Genomic DNA, 17,719 nt, shown 5'->3' with positions numbered 1-17,719 from the left:
ATCTTTGCATATAACTGAAAACAATTTTGTATACCAAACCTAAATCATTATGTGGAACTTTCTGACACCTCCCGCGTACAAGGCGGAGCAAACCGGCCCCGAAGCCGACGCCCGCTACAAGGCCTTGCGCTGGCAGGTATTCCTCGGTATCTTCATCGGATACGCGGGGTTCTATATCGTTCGTAAGAACTTCTCAATGGCCATACCGATGTTGGCCCCCTTCGGATTCGAGAAAGGTGAGCTCGGCGTCGTGCTTTCGATGAACGCTATCGCCTATGGCTTCTCCAAATTCATCATGGCCAGCGTGTCCGACCGTAGTAATGCCCGTCGCTTTCTTCCCTTGGGATTGACGTTGGCCGCCGTTTCCATGATGTTCATGATCGTTCCTGTACAGTATATAGGTCCCGCCCATAAGGGGTTGGCCATTACGTTGATGGCGGTGTTGAACTTCCTCGTGGGCTGGTTCAACGGCATGGGGTGGCCCCCGTGTGGCCGTGTGATGACCCATTGGTTCAGCATTACGGAGCGCGGCACGTGGATGTCGGTGTGGAACTGTGCCCATAACGTGGGCGGAGCCTTGGTCGGTCCGATGGCCGTCTACGGCGCTATTTGGTTCGGCAGCTGGTTCTATGGGGCCGACGAGCAGCGCTACTTCCTCATCGGTACCTACCTGTTTCCCGCCTGTGTGGCCATCCTTATCGCCATTGTCGCCTACTGTCTCATCCGCGATACGCCGCAGTCGTGCGGCCTGCCCTCCATCGAGAAGTGGCGCGACGACTATGCCAAGACCTACGACGAGAAGGCCGAGCAGGTATTGAGCACCGGTGAAATCTTCAAGACCGTACTCTCCAACAAGTTCCTGTGGTACATCGCCTTCGCCAATGCCTTTGTATACATGGTAAGATACGGTTGCTTAGACTGGGCGCCGACCATTCTGACCGAGCAGGGAATCGACATCAAGAACGCCGGCTGGGCCTATTTCGCCTACGAGATGGCCGCCATCCCCGGCACGATTATCTGCGGTTGGATGTCGGACCGTGTGTTTCATGGCCGCCGCGCCCTGCCCACGATACTCTTCATGGCCGTGGTGGCAATCTTCATCTTCATCTACTGGCAGAATTTCGATAATATCAACGTCGTCATCGGCTGCCTCATCGCCATCGGCTTCTTCATCTACGGACCGGTCATGCTCATCGGCGTGCAGGCTCTCGACCTAGCTCCGAAGAACGCGGCCGGCACCGCCGCCGGACTGACGGGGTTCATGGGCTACGTATTGGGTACGGCCCTGCTGGCCAATGTGGTCATCGGCTACGTGGCCGACGCCGCTGGCTGGAGCTGGACCTTCGTACTGCTGATAGGAGCCTGCGCCATGTCTATCGTCTTTATGGCCCTCACCTACAAAGAAGAACAATATCTTATCAAGAAAAATCAGAAATAAAACATCAAGCAAATAGCAATCTATCATCACTATGGAAAAAATGGACGTCTACAGTTCGCTGGGCGAGCAGCGGAAGAAATTCCTGAGTTGGCAAACGAGAACCATCCTGGTCACGATGCTGGGCTACGCCACGTTCTACTTCGTAAGAAAGAACTTCTCGCTGGCCATGCCCGGTCTGACGGCCGAATATGGCATCACCAACAAGAGCTTCGGCTGGATCATCTTCGCCAGTTCTCTTGTTTACGGTTTCTCACGCTTCATCAACGGCTACACGGTAGACCGTATCAAGGGCCGTATTGTCATGGCGCTGGGCCTGCTGCTGTGTGCCGCCGCTAACTTCGCTTTCGGCTTCGGCGTCAACCTGAGCCAGGTTTTCACCGGCACGACAAGCGGCCCCGATTTTACGAGCGCGCTGATTCTGGTGATGGGCGTCACCATTATCCTGAACCAATACTTCCAGGGGATGGGCTTTCCTCCATGCGCCCGTATTCTGCCTCACTGGATTCACCCTGCCGAACTGGCCACGAAGATGTCGATATGGAACACGTCACACTCGATAGGCGCGGCCTGTGCCGTCATCGTCTGTGGCTATATCATGGGGTCAATGGGATCGGACATGAGCGCCAACACGGAGGTCGTGGCCCGCGTCACGGCCAACCTGACGAACAACGACGTGGCCAACGCGGCTACACAGGCGCTGACCTATGCCGCGCATATCGGCGCCTGGAAATGGTGTTTCTGGATTCCGGCCTGCATGGCCGTGGCCGGTGCCATATTCATCTTTCTGGGGCTGCGTGACGAACCCAAGGAGGTGGGACTGCCCGACCTGCCCGATACGTCGCTGGGAAACTACTCCGAGAGCATGAGCGGTAAAGCCCGCAAGAGGTTTGAGAGCGTCATGGTGTGGAGAAATCGTTGGGTGTGGACTTTCTGCATTGCCAATATGTTCGTGTATGTGGTGCGTATGGGCGTGCTCGACTGGGGACCTAAGTTCCTGACGGAGAGCCGCGGCATGGACATTTCGACAGCGGGCTGGACGGTGGCGGCATTCGAGATAGCCGGTATCGTGGGCACCTTGTTTGCCGGTTGGGCCACCGACCACATTTTCCAAGGCAAGGGCCATCGCATGTGCGTGATGTGCATGCTGGGCGCTGCCGCCTTTATGACTGTCTTCCGCTTCCTGCCCCAGAGCGCCGGAATCACCGTCACGGCAGCCGTTCTCGTGGGCGCGGGCTTCTGCATCTACGGTCCGCAGGCCCTTGTCGGTATCGAATTGAGCAAGCAAGCCACCAAAGAAGCGTCGGCAAGGGCCAACGGCATTGCCGGCATTCTGGGCTATATCGGTTCGGGATGCTCGGGACTGTTAGTGGGCTATGTGGCCGACCTGTACGGATGGACCCGCGTGTTTGAGACCATCATCGTGGTAGCCGTGGTCGGCATGTTCATCCTTCTCTCGATGTGGCGGGCGCCTCGCGACGGCTACGCACGCAGTCAGCAAATCAATTACGACGAAGAATAAATGAAGATGACCCATTTTGACAAATACAGTTCGCCCCTGTCGGAAGAGAAACTGATGGAGGCTTGCGCCAAAATCAAGCACGTGGCCCTCGATATGGATGGCACCATCTACTTAGGCGGCACGCTCTTTCCTTACACAAAGGGCTTTTTAGCCACGCTCACCCGCCATGGCATATCCTACTCTTTCCTGACCAACAATCCCACGAAGAGCAGCAAGGACTATCTGGCTAAGCTGGCTCGGCTGGGCATTGAGGCTACCGAGGAGCAGATGTACACCTCTTCGATTGCCACCATCGACCATATTCGCCTGCATTATCCCAAAGCCAAGCGGCTTTTCTGCTTGGGGACACCGAGCATGCAGGCTGAGTTTGAGAAGGCGGGATTCACGCTTTGCGAGGACAGCGCGGATGACCGTCCCGACATTTTGGTCGTGGCTTTCGACATGACGTTGGTGTATTCGCGGCTGTGTCGTGCCGCATGGTGGGCTTCGAAGGCAGACATTCCCTACATCGCGACCAATCCCGACTGGGTATGTCCGACCGATGAGGAAACGATCTTGGTGGACTGCGGTTCGATTTGCAAGGCGATAGAAGGCGCGACGAAGCGCCGGCCCGACATCGTAATCGGTAAACCCAATCCGAACATGCTCTACTGCATCCGTGACAAGTACGGATTGAAATCGGACGAAATCGCCATGTGTGGCGACCGTATCTACACGGACGTGGCCACAGCACAGAACGCGGGTTCGCTGGGCGTGCTGGTGCTGTCGGGCGAAACCACGCTGGAAATGTCGCTCGCTTACGAGCGTCAGCCCGACATTACGGCCCTCAACATAGAGGAATTCGGCAAACTGCTCCTCAAATCGCATCGAGAATAAATAGGATAAGAAAGGAGGTTTAACGATGAAACGATACAGAGACTTTTGGAAATCAACCTATGCGATTCTGCTACTTGTGGTCAGCATCCTCACGGGAGGTTCGACTGCTTGCTCGGGGGCGGACTCCGGAAAGGCGAACACGACACCCGATAAGCCCGGACAGGAGACGGTCGTTCCCGACAAGGAAGGAATGACTCTTAAAGGAAGGGTGACCTGCCAAGGCCGGGGACTGGCAGGAGTGGAGGTTTCGGACGGAATAGAGGTGACGGTTACCGGCGACAACGGAGTGTACTACTTGCCTTCGAAGAAAAAGTATGGCTACGTGTTTATCACGATTCCGGCCGGCTATGAGGTGAAAAACAAGAACGGCAACGTGCCCGATTTCTTCAGAAAAGTCAACTCGGTGAAGACTTCCACCGTGGAACGGCAGGACTTTGAATTGGAGAAAGCGGACAATCAAAAGCACGCCGTCATCGCCATGGCCGATTTTCACTTAGCCAACCGCACGGAAGATTTGAAGCAGTTCGCTACCGTGGCGACGGACATTAATATGACGATCGGTCAACTTCGGCAGCAAGGATATAAGGTTTATGGCCTGAGCCTGGGCGATGAGAGCTGGGATCTTTTCTGGTATGAAAACAATTTTGCCATCGCCGAGGCCATGCAACAGACCAAGAAGATAGACGCCCCGTTCTTTCACTGCATGGGAAACCACGACAACGACCCTTATTATGCCGATGACTGGCTGGCGGAAAAGGCTTTCATCGACTGCTTCCCCGTGTATTACTCTTTCAATGCGGGCAACGTTCATTATGTCGTTCTCGACGATATTCAATACTTCAATGCGGGGGCCGCCCTTGGAAAGATCGGTGACAGGAGCTATTACACGACCATCATTGAGGAGCAGATGGCCTGGCTGAAAAAAGATCTGGCCCTTGTGAAGGATAAGACGCAGCCCTTAGTCATCGCGTTTCACGCGCCGCTCTACCGGATTCCCGGGTTGGACGATAAGGGAAACCTGACTGTAAGGTACAAACTGGCCAATGCCGACGATTTGGTGGCGTTGCTGAAAGACTACAGAAACGTGCACATTCTGTCGGGACACACGCACGACAACTTCAACGTGGCGGCGTTGCCCAACATCCACGAACACAACACGAGCGCCATCTGCGCCACTTGGTGGTGGACGGGAAAGCTCACTTCCGGCAAGCAGCATATATGTTGCGACGGAACGCCGGGCGGCTATGGAGTCTATCTGTTCAATGGAAACGATCCGGAATGGTACTACAAAAGCAAGGGCTTTGACAAGGATTACCAGTTCAGGACGTATGACATGAACCGGGTGTATATAGGCGCTGACGACGTAAAAGGAAACACCGACCTCTTTGCCCGCTACGCCCATGGCTACGACAAGGCCGGCAGCGACAACGAGGTTCTCATCAACGTATGGAACTATGACAAAGGCTGGAGCATAGAAGTGACCGAAGACGGCAAAGCGTTGTCCGTGACACGAATCTCAGGTTACGATCCGCTTCATATACTAAGCTACGAGGCCCAACGCTGTGCGGCCGGCAAAACCCCGACCTCAGATTTCGTTACGAGCAAGACCGCGCATCTGTTCAAAGTGAAAGCCGCAAGCACTACCTCGACCCTCTCTATCAAAGTAACGGATAGCTTCGGGCATGTCTACAAGGAAGAAATGAAACGTCCCAAAGCATTTGGGCTTTCCATGAGTTAGCCCGGCCTACCGAACAACACCGAATAGAATCTTTAATAATTGTAAACCTAAACAACATGAAACAACTATCTAATCTAAAGCAAATGATCTTGCTGGGGTTCTTGTGTGTCTTCGCCATGTCGCTCTCTGCGCAGACTCAAGTCAAGGGAAAGGTTCTCGACGCGGATGGAACCACCCCATTGCTTGGCGTTACGGTGAAACAAATTGGAACTAAAAACGGAGCCATTACCGATATGGATGGTAATTTCACCATTACGGTGACCGGAAAAGATCCTGTATTGAGCTTCACGTATGTGGGCTATGACGCGCAACAAATGAAAATTGGAAACAAGCGTCATCTGACCGTCGTTATGCACGAGGACACCAAGACGCTGAAAGATGTCGTCGTGACGGCTCTGGGTATCAAACGTGAGGAAAAATCATTGGGTTACTCGGTATCGAAAGTGACCGGTGACGACTTGACCAAGACCGTCAGCGGTAACTGGATGAACAGCATGAAGGGCAAGGTGGCGGGCCTTTCGATGGTCGACGCCGGCACAGGCCCGATGAATTCGATGCGTGTCACCCTGCGTGGCGACCACTCTCTGAACTATAGCAACAGTGAAGCGCTCTTCGTCATCGATGGTGTCCCTGTCAATTCGGGTACGGTTGCGACGGGCAGCGGCTCGACTTATGCCAACCAGGACGCGCCCGTTGACTTCGGTAACGGCGCGGGCGATATCAACCCAGAGGACATAGAGTCGGTCACCGTACTGAAAGGCGCGGCCGCAACAGCCCTCTATGGTTCTATGGCCGGTAACGGCGCTATCGTCATTACGACCAAGGGCGGCAGCGGAAAGAAAGGGTGGGGCGTCACGGTCAACTCTTCCGTAACATTCGAGAAAGCCGGTTATTGGCCCGACTTTCAGAAAACCTACGGTCCCGGCTCCGATATGGGACTTGCGCCATTCAGTTTCTGGGAGCTGACGGCTGAACAGACACCCGATGGTGTAGCCGTGACCGATCACATTTCACGATATGCCTTTGGTGAGAAATACGACGCTTCGAAACTTCGCTATCAGTATCTTTCAAAGAATTGGGACACCAACACCTACACTCCACTGCCGTGGCAGTATAATGACGACTGGTATAAAGGTTTCTTCCAAACAGGTACGACCTACAGAAACAATGTCACGGTGAGTGGTGGTAACGGTAAGGGCACGACTGCCCGCATCTCTTTGACCGACACCCGCAACGACTGGATCATGCCCAACACAGGCTATGTCAGCGACGCGGTGGCCATTGCTTTCGACAGTCCTATCAGTAGTAAGGTCAGTGTGTCAAGCCGTGTCAACTTCCTCAACAAACGAAGCGACAACCTTCCCGCAACGGGCTATTCCTCGCAAAACCCCATTTACGCGCTCGTCATGGGCTATACGAACCAACCTGCGTCCGTTTGGAAAGACGAATACTTTGCCGGCAGGTATAATGAAGAGAACTATCTGGCCAACGGCGCGGGCGGCAAGAGTCTCGTTTATCGCTCGGATCAACCGTTGAATCCTTACCGTAACGTATATGAAGAACTGAACGCGCTGAACAGGAACCGTATTTACGGCAACGTGTCGTTGAATATCAAGCTCGCTAAAGGGCTCAATCTGAAACTTCGCTCCGCGCTCGACCTGACTGATCAGTGGCGTACACAGCAGAAACCGTTCTACACATCCGGCTATTTGCAGGGCTTCTATCGTGAGCAAGTGAACCGGGTATACAATATCAATAATGATTTCCTGCTCAACTACGTGAATAATAAACTCGTCGGAGACCGTCTCGGTTTCAACGTTTCGTTTGGTGGCAACAGCATGAACTATAAGTATTATAACAATCGCGTGACACTGAACAAACTTCAGAACGACGGAGTTTACAACGTATATAATGTTCCTTCAGGCTATAGTCCCGAGGTATTCAGCTATCATTCCAAGAAGAAAGTGAACAGTTTCTATGGTTTCGCGTCATTCAGTTGGGACAACACCTACTATTTGGAATTCACCGACCGTAACGACTGGTCATCAACGCTGAGCGCCGGCAACCGCTCTTACAACTATCCGTCGGTTTCTACCAGTATCTTGCTCGACAAAGTATTCAATTTCGACAAGAAAGCCAAATGGGTAGACATGCTGAAATTAAAGCTCTCCTGGGCCAATGTCGGTACTGATACGTCACCCTATTCGCTCGACCGCTACTACAACGCGACGAGCTATTACGGCGGCTACACGATCAGCCCTACCATTCCGGACGCTATGATCAAGCCTGAGAATGAAGAAAGTTGGGAAGGAGGTTTGGAAGGAAAGCTCTTTGGGGGGCGTGTCAGCTTCGATTTTACGGTTTATTCTACCAGTACGACCAACCAGATTGTGAATGTAGCGGCCGACCAGATTACAGGCGCGACAGGCTATACCATCAATGCCGGTGAGATCAGCAGCAAGGGACTTGAGCTTACTTTGGGCTTCACGCCGATCAAGAACCGCGACTGGGAATGGAACGTGAACATCAACTGGTCGAAGAATTGGAACCGTCTTGAAAAGTTGCAAAACGACTGGGATCCACAGACTCCGTATCAAACCGACATGGGAACCACCATAGGCAACCGCGTCTATGTATATTCCTACTTAGGAAAAGAAATGTATCATCTTTATGGCGCAGGCTATAAACGTGCTCCGAAGGGATCTTACTATTTGGACGAAAATGGTAATAAGGTAGACTGCAGCGGCATGAAAATCATCAATAAGCAAGGTTATCCCGAGCTCGATCGCAGCACGCTGAAGGACTTAGGCAAGGTGAATCCCGACTGGACCGGCGGTTTGAATACGAATATCCGCTATAAGAATTGGAACCTCAGCATGTCGTTCGCGGGTCAATATGGCGGCCATTGCTATTCAGTGACCAACTTTGCCCTTTCCTATCAAGGCAAATTGAAGAATTCATTGAAGGGTCGCTACGACGGAATGGTAGTCAATGGCGTGCAGGCAACAGGCGAGGAAGGCGTGTATAAGCTTAACACCACTGTCTTTGCCAATGCAGCCAACTACTATAACACCTATGTCTGGAATCGCAATAACTGTGAAGAGAACACCTTCAGCACATCATACTTCAAGATGAAGGAAGTTCGTCTCGACTATTCTCTGCCCAAGAAAATCTGTAGGCAGACCAAGTTCCTGTCAGATGCCAGCTTCGGTATCTATGCCACCAACCTGTTCTGTCTCACCAGTTTCCCGCAGTACGATCCTGAAACGGCCATGGTCAACAACGGCGAAATCCACGCCGGTATTGAAACGATGTCGTTCCCGATGACCCGTACTTATGGTATTAATGTTAAATTTTCATTCTGACCAATCATGAGAACTATCAAATATTCTTCAATCGCTATGTTGGCGTGTGGACTAATGATGGCGACGGGGTGTACAGACAACTTCGATCAAACCAATACAAACCCCAATAAGATTACCGTAGAAAGCGGTAAGATGGCTGCCAGTTCCATGTTTGAACCGCTACTCTACGGAGGTGCCAACTTCCTGACTTACTACAGCTACAACTGGAACAACGAGTTAGCACAGTATGTAGCCCTGACCGGTAACACGATGGGCCGCGTCTACAAATACGATATCGGTGACAGCAACTGGGCCAGCGTGTGGAGAACTTATGCCAAGTATGCTTCCAACGCCCAGGAAATGTACCGCCTGGCAACGAAGCAAGGCAATAAACCGCTTGAAGCCGTAGCCCTGACCTTGAAAGTGATGTATATGGATGGGCTGACCGATATTTTTGGCGACATTCCCTATGCTGAGGCTTTCAAAGCTGCCGAGGGAGTGAAAACGCCAGTCTTCGATTCACAGGAAGACGTCTATAAAGAGATGTTTGCCGACCTGGAGGCTGCCAACAAGATATATGCCACCAATCCTGAAGTAAGCAAATCCATCAAAACGCTCGATGGCATGTATGGTTTCGACATGATGAAGTGGCGTAAGTTCAACAACTCACTCTACCTACGCCTGCTTTGTCGTATCAGTGGCCGACCGTCGACCATTGCAAGCGACGGTAAAAACGTGATTCAGAAGATCAATGAGATCGTTACCGACGCAGCCAATTATCCTATCATCGCTTCAAGCGAAGAGAACGCCACCGTGAAATTCTCAGCCATCGCTCCTTACTACAGTGAGTTCGATCCGCAAGAGTATACCAAAGATGGAATCAATTGCTATCGTGCAACCAAGAATCTGATCATGCTCATGGTACAGAAGAAAGTCGATGACGAAAAGGTAGACCTCAATATCGACCCCCGTCTGCAAATCTTCATGCAACAAGCCAAAGTCGGCTACTGGTCTTATTGTGGCGTGAACATTGGAAAAAGCGACTTTGGCGGCGGTGCCAACCTGAATGTGACCACGTTCCTGCGCAATAATGCCGACGAATGGTTCATGGACTACTCCGAAGTTGAGTTTATCTTAGCCGAAGCAGCCATGAGAGGCTGGATCAATGGTGGCGAAGAGGTGGCCAAAAACCACTATCTCAACGGCGTGAAAGCGTCGTTGAAGAAATGGTCTGACTACGGAATCGTTACCGAACCGCAGAATCTTATCACCGACGAGGCTGTCGAGGAGTTTCTTCAAACACCCCTCGCGTCATGGGATAATGCCGCTGATAAGCTCGAACTTATCGGTAACCAGCGCTATCTGGCTGCCTTCATGGTTGGCATGGAAGGCTGGATAGAATACCGTCGCACAGGTTATCCCGTTCTCACGGTCGACGAGTCGTTCATGAATGACGGCATTCTCCCCACTCGTTTTGCCTATCCCAACACGACTATCGCTACTAATCGCGTGAATGCAGAAACAGCGCTCAAGCGTATGGGAGGTGAAAACGACATGAAGACACCACTCTGGTGGAGTAAAAAAGCAATCGAATCAGGAAAATAATCCTCAAAATATAGTATAATGAAAACAAAGAATATATTCATGTTTGGCGTATTCCTGCTGGGATCATTTTTTGTGAATTCCTGCTCGGATGACTCCAAGGACAATGGCGCCCCCTACTATACGTTCGACGGTAACATAGAAACCGTAAATGTAGGGATCGATGGAATCACGAAAGATAAGATGGCGCCCGTTGTCATTCGCTCCAACAGGGGCTGGACCGTGAAGACCTCCAATGAAGACGGCCGGTGGCTTCATACCTTCATCGACGAAGGTGAAGACGACGGTATCTTCTACTACTGGGTAGATGCCAATCCTTCTTTCAAGGGCCGTGAAGGGCATATAGATATCTATTCTAATGGCGACAAAGTAAAAACCATCACTATTGCGCAGGATGCAAACGTACCAATGCTGTCGTTTGTCAATGCCGAAGGAGGCTATACTGCATTGCCAACAGGCGGTCAGACCAAGATTGCCGTAACCTCCAATGTGCCTTGGAAGGCTTCGATCGAAGCCACCGACTGGGCTAAGATTGATTCTGTGGGCAAAGATACCGTCTATATCTCACTCACCAAGAATACCGACGACAAGCGTAGCGTTACCATCACTTGTCAAGGTGACGGCGAGTTCAGCAACCTGGTATCGTCTACCATTCTCACCCAATCGGCTCCCGGTATTATTCTCAATGAGCGGTTCGACTGGCTACAGGAAGGTAAGGAAGATTACTACTATAACTATCCGGAAGTAAACTTCACCAAATGGAGTGAGGGAGAGAAGGCCATGGGTTGGACAACGTTAGGCGAAGCGATGTATGGCGGCCGTGGTTATACCAAGATAGGTAAGACAAACTACGCCGGCGACCTTGTTTCACCGGCACTCACGGCCATCAAGGGTAGCGCCAACGTAAATGTTTCATTCCAGTGTATTGGCTATATGGCCGGCAACGGAAAGAAAGACGATGGCGTACTGAGCGTTGGCTTGATTGGCCCAGGTACCATCGTGGCCGACAACATGGGCAAAATTTCTATCGGTGGAGCTACTTACAACGTGGCGGTCTTCGAGATTACTGTCTTCCCCGATTCACCCAAGAGTGAACATGGTGAGGGCTACAACCCATGGACAGAGCCTGACAGCAAGTATCAATTCACGATCAATGGCGCTACAGCCGATACCAAGATTGTCTTTGTCGGCGGTTCTAAATGGGGCCGCGATCTCAAGGGTATAGGTCAGGGAAAGAACCGTTTGCTCTTAGACAATATCAAAGTGCAAGAACAACAGTAGCTTATAAATAGAAAGGTGAAAGTTTTTATATTGGCAGTTTTCGCAAGTCGATTCTTTGCGTAATAAAAGAATTGGCTTGCGTTTACACACAAAATATGTTTATAAGCAGTATTCTTAACTTAATATAGGTTTATTTCACTTAAAATAAAAGAAATCAACAGCACGAAAAGAATATCTCCATCAGATTTCTATTATATTCGTATCGTAAAAACAAGAGCATTTGCGGCCAATCCGCTTTATGCCTAACACTAAATCAAGGACTATTTTTTATAAACTTAAAACAATTATTATGAAACATCTTCTTTATTCCATTCTTGGACTGATAGCTGTATCTACGGGGACAGCACAGGCAAGTGATGTTGTTACAAATGACAAAACAGAAGAAATTGTAACGACAAATGTGACACCTGAAACAACGAATGTGACGGCTACGCAAAATACCACAGCCGAAAAGACAGGTTGGGAAAAGGCGCTGGAAAAGCTGCCTAAACTCTCCGGCTATCTGCAAACAGGCTATCAGTATAACAGTCTGGGCAACCACTCGTCTTCATTTCAGGCCAAGCGTCTGCGTTTGATAGCTGATGGCTATGTGACTGACAATGTCAGCTTCCGTTTGCAGATTGAAGCTTTCAATGGAATCTCGGGCACCACCAATGGCCGCGGACAGAAAAACTTGCAAGTGATGGATGCTTTCGCAACGATGAAAGTGAACGACGCGTTGAAGATTCGTGCCGGTCAATACTATCTGCCTTTAGGTTTTGAGAACTACGATCTCTCTCCCGCGACGCTCGAAACGGTTGATTTCTCCGACATCTGCTATCGTATGGTATGCCGTAACACCTATGCTTATGATTTCATTGAGTACGGTCGTGACCTCGGTGTCATGTTGATGGGCGATTTGGCTCCATCAGGCAAAGGATTCAACTACTTGTCTTACAACTTGTCGTTGAGTAATGGTTCATTGCCTTGCAAAGACGACCAGAACAAGTCGAAAGATCTCGTCGCCGCCGTAACCGTTCGCCCGATGAAGAATTTCAACGTGAAAGCTTCTTTCAACTGGGGCGAATATGATGGCACCATCAACAGCGTAGCTTACAAGAATCAGGATATGACGCGTTATATCTTCGGCGCGTGGTATAACGATCCACAGGGACTCGACTTGCGTGCTGAATACGGCCATATCGGGTCGAGCAAGGACGGCAACGCCATCGTTAAAGAAGATGGTTTCTACGCGCTTGCCGGCTACCATGTAGGCAAATGGCTGCCCGTCGTTCGCTACTCTCTGTATCGCGACAAGGTGAATAATGCCAGTCTTAACAACTACGACCAGATTCTGCTCGGCCTTACTTATCATGCGACGGCCCGTTTAAAGTTCCAAGCCAACTACATGCTTAGCAACTATACCGACGACGCCAAGGTAAGCAACAACGACAAGTCAAGCTCAAGTAAGCTTCAAATCATGGGTATCTTCAAATTCTAACCTGATAAATCGTTTACTCAAGTTTTAACAATAAACATCAAATCCTTATGAAAAAAACATTTTTAATATTGGCACTCTGCTGTGTAGGTATGATTGCCGTCGCCCAACACTTAGGCACTGAGTACAGACTGAAGAAGGTAATCCCCGTAAAAGGCCGCCAAGGTATTGCCATCGATAAGGACTATTACTACGTGAGCGATACCAAAGCGCTCTACAAATATGACAAGGAAGGTAACATTGTCATGAAGAACGACCAGCCCTTCAGACATCCGGAACTGGCCAACCACTTCGGCGACATCGATATCTTCAATGGTGAGATTTATACCGGTAATGAGAAATTCGAATTTGGTCAGGGACACAATATCTCCGTTGATGTTTACGACGCCAAGACCTTGAAATGGAAACGCACGATTCCATGGGTAGCGGAGTCAGGACAGGTAGAATGTTCAGGCCTTGCCGTAGACCGCGAGAAGAATATGGTATGGATGAGCGATTGGGTAGACAGCCGTTACGTATATTGCTACAGCCTCGAAACAGGCAAGTACTATACCAAGATGCAATGTCGGCCGTGTCCTTACTGGTGCCAGGGCATCTTCATAGCCGATGGTAAGATGTTGTTTGCTGCCGACGACGGTGAGTCTACATTCGGTATTGCCGACAATATCTACATTGCCGATATCAGTAATGTTCCTTATACCGGTCTGAAAGACGGTACACAAGTATCTGTTGAGAACTTTAAGGCTGTGAAGAAGCCGGGTAAAGTTGCGGCAGGAGCCATGGCCGGTCGCATCAACTTATTCCGTGAGATGGGCGACTTCCGTCGTGCCGGCGAGATCGAAGGCCTTTCTATAGACCCAACCAACGACGACCTCGTAGTACTCAACAATCGTGGAAATCAGATTCTGCTCGGCATGCCTATCGGTCCATTCACCGAAGAAGGCTACACGGGCGAAATACATGAACTTTATGTTTATGAGAAAATCAAATAAAGGATTTTCATAAACATACTAAAAAAGTCTGCGCATAACCAATGATCATGCCGGTTATGTGCAGACTTTTTTTCTAAAAGAAGCCTATCGGATTTTTTCAATACTCTCCCATAGCGCAATCCTGAGTCTCTTAATTATTGCTTCGACCAAAGAAGCGGAGCAGATAGAGGAAGAGGTTGATGAAGTCAAGATACAGGTTGAGTGCGCCAATGAGTGCCACTTTCTGCGCGGTTTCATCAGGATATTCCTGCATGGCCAGCGCCGTCTTGATCTTCTGGGAGTCGTAAGCTGTCAATCCTGTAAAGAGAATGACACCGATTCCACTGATAATCAGGTCGAGCATAGAATTACGCAAGAAGATATTCACCACGAGCGCGACAATCAGTCCCAGCAAAGCCATCATCAGTATATTGCCCAACTTGCTCAGGTCGGCTTTGGTTACGTAGCCGTAAACGGCCATCACGCCGAAGGTGCCGGCCGTGATATAGAAAGTTGTGGCAATGCTGCTGGCTGTGAATGCCAAGAAAATGATCGACATGGTGACACCATTGAGCACGCTATAGAGCAAGAATGACAAGGTGGCAGTTGTCAGTGATAGTTTATGAATGCGAGCCGACAGGAATATCACCAGCGAAAACTCGGCGATGGCGATGCCCCAGAATAGCATCCGGTTGCTGATCAGCGCGAACGCCAGATTGGTGTTGCTGGCAATGCCATAGGCCGTGAGCCCCGTCAATGCCAGTGCCAACGCCATCCATATATATACTTTGCGCATGAGCGCGGGGAAAGCCAATGACAGAGAACCTTCCTGCTCTCTGATCATTTTTTCTAATTCTTTTACTTCCATTGTTTATAATTTTAATTGATAATTTACGATGGTAAAATCCTTCTTTCGTTGTTGTATTGTTTGCAAAGATAGTGCAAGTGAGCACAATGACAGTTTACTTTCATATTGCCGAGCGCAGCCTATCTTATGCAAAGATAATACCATTCGGCTTCATTTGGTATGAAACTTCTATATTTTTAACAATGTGATAAACGAACTCACTTCATGTTTTTGTTATCATGGGTGCGGCCTGTTATAGAAGGGTTTTATTACCCCCCGCATCTGATTTCGACTTTTTGTAAAGAAAGTAGTAAGAAAAACGGCCTCTGAAAAATCTTCAATTAGATGGAAAAATAAGGTTGAAAGAGCCTTTTCAGCCCATGCGCCATGTCATTTTCTGCTCTTTTCGATGCCAAAGCATAGCTTTTACACGCTAAAAGCTATGCTTTTACCTTCTCATAGCTATGCTTTCAGCGGCTGAAAAGGCTGCTTTTGGACGGTTATTTTCGCCATTTTAGTCTCTTTTGCGTGCGTGCAGACTTTGCTGTTTATGTTAAAAGGTTGATTATCAACGCTTTGCTATCTTGATGAAAACTTTCAAAATTCCGGGCTTTTAGTCACGAACTTTATTCTCGAAGCAAAATTCAACAATGATTTGTATATTTTTTTCACCGTGAAATGAGCCGTTTTTATGGGATAATAAAAGAGCCGTATCATTACTCAAAACAGAATTGATACGGCTCTTTCATTACATCGCTGCGTTGGGGTGTGTCGGAAGGTGTTGCCTATAGCGACGATCATGAAATATAAAATGTGTTTTATGGAAAGTTAAAAGAGCGTTTTTTCGGCAACGTAGCGACTGATGGTATTTCCATCGTATGTCTCTTGCGCCACGAGGTGGCTTGTCGTGGGAAGCTGTGGGGCCTTGATACCTTCAGAAATGGTTATGGGAGACGTCTCGATGCGGATTTCATCCCACAATCCACGATCGATGAATTGTTGTAGAACATTGGTCCCGCCTTCAACGATGAGGCTCTGCTTGCGGGCGTGGTAGAGATAATGAAGGACGTCGTCAATGCTCGTCAGGCAGAGGAAACCGTTAGGAACAGATGTCGGGCGATGGCTCAGGACTATGCGCTCAGGCGATGGACCGGCCCACTCCCTGACGTTTAGCCGAGGGTGGTCGATATCTAAGGTGTTTCTGCCGATTAGTATGGCGTCGTATTCGGTGCGCAGTTTGTGGACCAACATCTTTGTGAACGCCGTTGAGATGGCCAACGGTTGGCCGTCATGGGAGATGAATCCGTCGGCCGTCTGTGCCCATTTCAGCAAGATATAGGGTCGTTGATGCAGGTTGAAAGTGATGAACCGGCGATTGATGGCGAGACACTCGGCTTCGAGTATGCCTACAATGACTTCGATGCCGGCATCGCGCAGTCGCCTGATGCCACGTCCCTGTACCTGAGAAAAGGGATCGACGCAACCGCAGACGCACCGTCTGACGCCCTTGTGGATAATCAAGTCGGCACAAGGTGGTGTCTTCCCGTGATGCGAGCAGGGTTCCAGACTGACGTAGATGGTGGATTCGCCGAGCAAAGATTCGTCTTCCGGCCTGACGTCGGCAAAAGCGTTGACTTCGGCATGGCCCTCACCGTGGCGCACGTGATAGCCTTCGCCGATAATGCGACCGTCGCGAGCCACGATGACCGCGCCCACCATGGGGTTGGGTTTGGCGTTACGCAGGCCGTTGCGTGCCAGTTGCAGGCAGCGACGCATGTATTTTTGATGCAGGAGTTGCTGCGCTTCGGCTCCACCGGCATAGATGTCATTTTCCATAAAATAAGGCGTTTGATAAAATTATTCCGTACAAATGTAGGCAAAATAAGTGAAACAACTGCCTATAACGGTATTTCTTTGTAGTGCAAACAGTTACGAAACACCATAGGAGAAGACCGCTAAAACTAAATAATTATTAAAAACTTGTTTTGTTCGGATATAATCCATACCTTTGCAAAAGTATTAAAAACCAAAGATGATAGGGTACGGAATTCCGGCAACACGCAGCTGTCGGAATTCTTTATTTTATTGTCCCAAAGAAACACTTTCATAAACTTAAAGCAAAAATTATGGCTTACATGTCACAAGAAGGTTACGATAAACTCGTGGCCCAACTCAAACAGCTCGAATCTGTGGAGCGCCCTAAGGCATCAGCCGCTATCGCTGAGGCTCGAGACAAGGGCGATTTAAGTGAAAACTCTGAATATGACGCAGCAAAGGAAGCGCAGGCCCACCTCGAAGATAAAATCAATCAGGTTAAGGTTGCCATCGCCGAGGCCAAGATTGTAGACATGTCGCGCCTCTCAACCGACGCCGTGCAGATTATGTCGACCGTGCAGATGACCAACATGGCCAATAAGGCCAAGATGACTTATACCATCGTGAGCGAGAGCGAGGCCAATTTGAAAGAGGGCAAGATTGCCATTACCACACCGATTGCTCAGGGACTGTTGAATAAGAAAGAGGGCGACGTGGCTGAGATAAAGATCCCACGCGGCACCATTAAGCTGCGTATCGACAAGATTACGATTGAGTAAGTATTCTTTTTAGTGCAATATCATTAATGGAG

At 49.7% G+C, this 17,719-nt stretch carries 12 protein-coding genes; 10 read left to right on the top strand and 2 right to left on the bottom strand.

The window, feature by feature from the left end:
* The first annotated feature begins 49 nt into the window (after window positions 1–49).
* The 9 genes from JHU38_RS05630 (at window position 50) to JHU38_RS05590 (ending at window position 14,267) form a co-directional block, all read left to right on the top strand.
* The gene (locus tag JHU38_RS05630) at window positions 50–1,438 is read left to right on the top strand and encodes an MFS transporter (RefSeq protein ID WP_107581671.1); all 1,389 of its coding nucleotides are present in this window, start codon (window positions 50–52) and stop codon (window positions 1,436–1,438) included.
* 31 nt (window positions 1,439–1,469) lie between these two features.
* Window positions 1,470–2,957, top strand: a complete 1,488-nt coding sequence (locus JHU38_RS05625; protein WP_107581672.1) for an MFS transporter — start codon at window positions 1,470–1,472, stop codon at window positions 2,955–2,957.
* 6 nt (window positions 2,958–2,963) lie between these two features.
* Window positions 2,964–3,833, top strand: a complete 870-nt coding sequence (locus JHU38_RS05620) for an HAD-IIA family hydrolase (protein WP_107582358.1) — start codon at window positions 2,964–2,966, stop codon at window positions 3,831–3,833.
* A gap of 25 nt (window positions 3,834–3,858) precedes the next feature.
* Window positions 3,859–5,571: a calcineurin-like phosphoesterase C-terminal domain-containing protein gene (locus JHU38_RS05615; RefSeq protein ID WP_107581673.1), complete on the top strand. Its 1,713-nt coding sequence runs from the start codon at window positions 3,859–3,861 to the stop codon at window positions 5,569–5,571.
* A 56-nt stretch (window positions 5,572–5,627) separates the two neighbouring features.
* On the top strand, window positions 5,628–8,936 hold the full coding sequence (locus tag JHU38_RS05610; RefSeq protein WP_232369853.1) for a SusC/RagA family TonB-linked outer membrane protein: 3,309 nt from the start codon (window positions 5,628–5,630) through the stop codon (window positions 8,934–8,936).
* A gap of 6 nt (window positions 8,937–8,942) precedes the next feature.
* A complete protein-coding gene (locus JHU38_RS05605) occupies window positions 8,943–10,520 on the top strand; it encodes a SusD/RagB family nutrient-binding outer membrane lipoprotein (RefSeq protein WP_107581674.1) in 1,578 nt (525 codons plus the stop codon).
* A gap of 18 nt (window positions 10,521–10,538) precedes the next feature.
* Window positions 10,539–11,798, top strand: a complete 1,260-nt coding sequence (locus tag JHU38_RS05600; protein WP_107581675.1) for a BACON domain-containing protein — start codon at window positions 10,539–10,541, stop codon at window positions 11,796–11,798.
* A 289-nt stretch (window positions 11,799–12,087) separates the two neighbouring features.
* Window positions 12,088–13,278, top strand: a complete 1,191-nt coding sequence (locus tag JHU38_RS05595) for a porin (protein WP_107581676.1) — start codon at window positions 12,088–12,090, stop codon at window positions 13,276–13,278.
* A gap of 47 nt (window positions 13,279–13,325) precedes the next feature.
* Window positions 13,326–14,267 carry a YncE family protein gene (locus JHU38_RS05590; protein ID WP_107581677.1) on the top strand — a complete coding sequence of 314 codons (942 nt, stop codon included), beginning with the start codon at window positions 13,326–13,328 and terminating at the stop codon, window positions 14,265–14,267.
* Window positions 14,268–14,397: 130 nt separating this feature from the next.
* On the opposite strand, the gene JHU38_RS05585 is transcribed toward JHU38_RS05590, so the two are convergent.
* Window positions 14,398–15,114 (bottom strand): Bax inhibitor-1/YccA family protein, encoded by a 717-nt coding sequence (locus JHU38_RS05585; protein ID WP_107581678.1) that lies wholly within the window; start codon window positions 15,112–15,114, stop codon window positions 14,398–14,400.
* An 807-nt stretch (window positions 15,115–15,921) separates the two neighbouring features.
* Window positions 15,922–16,929 (bottom strand): bifunctional diaminohydroxyphosphoribosylaminopyrimidine deaminase/5-amino-6-(5-phosphoribosylamino)uracil reductase RibD, encoded by a 1,008-nt coding sequence (gene ribD / locus JHU38_RS05580; protein WP_232369852.1) that lies wholly within the window; start codon window positions 16,927–16,929, stop codon window positions 15,922–15,924.
* Between the two features lie 290 nt (window positions 16,930–17,219).
* Between ribD and greA the strand changes: the two genes are divergently transcribed.
* Window positions 17,220–17,687 (top strand): transcription elongation factor GreA, encoded by a 468-nt coding sequence (greA, locus tag JHU38_RS05575; protein WP_107581679.1) that lies wholly within the window; start codon window positions 17,220–17,222, stop codon window positions 17,685–17,687.
* Window positions 17,688–17,719 lie beyond the last annotated feature (32 nt).

Origin of the sequence: Prevotella illustrans (assembly GCF_017426725.1) — a bacterium.
Classification (GTDB): domain Bacteria; phylum Bacteroidota; class Bacteroidia; order Bacteroidales; family Bacteroidaceae; genus Prevotella; species Prevotella illustrans.
Note: the sequence above shows the minus strand (reverse complement) of the source record. Positions and strands in the feature narration are given on the sequence as shown.

Bases quoted from the DNA above. Each gene is read 5' to 3' on its own strand.
- JHU38_RS05610 (WP_232369853.1), top strand. From the start codon at position 5,628: ATGAAACAACTATCTAATCTAAAGCAAATGATCTTGCTGGGGTTCTTG.
- JHU38_RS05595 (WP_107581676.1), top strand. From the start codon at position 12,088: ATGAAACATCTTCTTTATTCCATTCTTGGACTGATAGCTGTATCTACG.
- ribD (WP_232369852.1), bottom strand. From the start codon at position 16,929: ATGGAAAATGACATCTATGCCGGTGGAGCCGAAGCGCAGCAACTCCTG.
- JHU38_RS05585 (WP_107581678.1), bottom strand. From the start codon at position 15,114: ATGGAAGTAAAAGAATTAGAAAAAATGATCAGAGAGCAGGAAGGTTCT.
- JHU38_RS05590 (WP_107581677.1), top strand. From the start codon at position 13,326: ATGAAAAAAACATTTTTAATATTGGCACTCTGCTGTGTAGGTATGATT.
- JHU38_RS05615 (WP_107581673.1), top strand. From the start codon at position 3,859: ATGAAACGATACAGAGACTTTTGGAAATCAACCTATGCGATTCTGCTA.
- greA (WP_107581679.1), top strand. From the start codon at position 17,220: ATGGCTTACATGTCACAAGAAGGTTACGATAAACTCGTGGCCCAACTC.
- JHU38_RS05605 (WP_107581674.1), top strand. From the start codon at position 8,943: ATGAGAACTATCAAATATTCTTCAATCGCTATGTTGGCGTGTGGACTA.
- JHU38_RS05625 (WP_107581672.1), top strand. From the start codon at position 1,470: ATGGAAAAAATGGACGTCTACAGTTCGCTGGGCGAGCAGCGGAAGAAA.
- JHU38_RS05600 (WP_107581675.1), top strand. From the start codon at position 10,539: ATGAAAACAAAGAATATATTCATGTTTGGCGTATTCCTGCTGGGATCA.
- JHU38_RS05620 (WP_107582358.1), top strand. From the start codon at position 2,964: ATGACCCATTTTGACAAATACAGTTCGCCCCTGTCGGAAGAGAAACTG.
- JHU38_RS05630 (WP_107581671.1), top strand. From the start codon at position 50: ATGTGGAACTTTCTGACACCTCCCGCGTACAAGGCGGAGCAAACCGGC.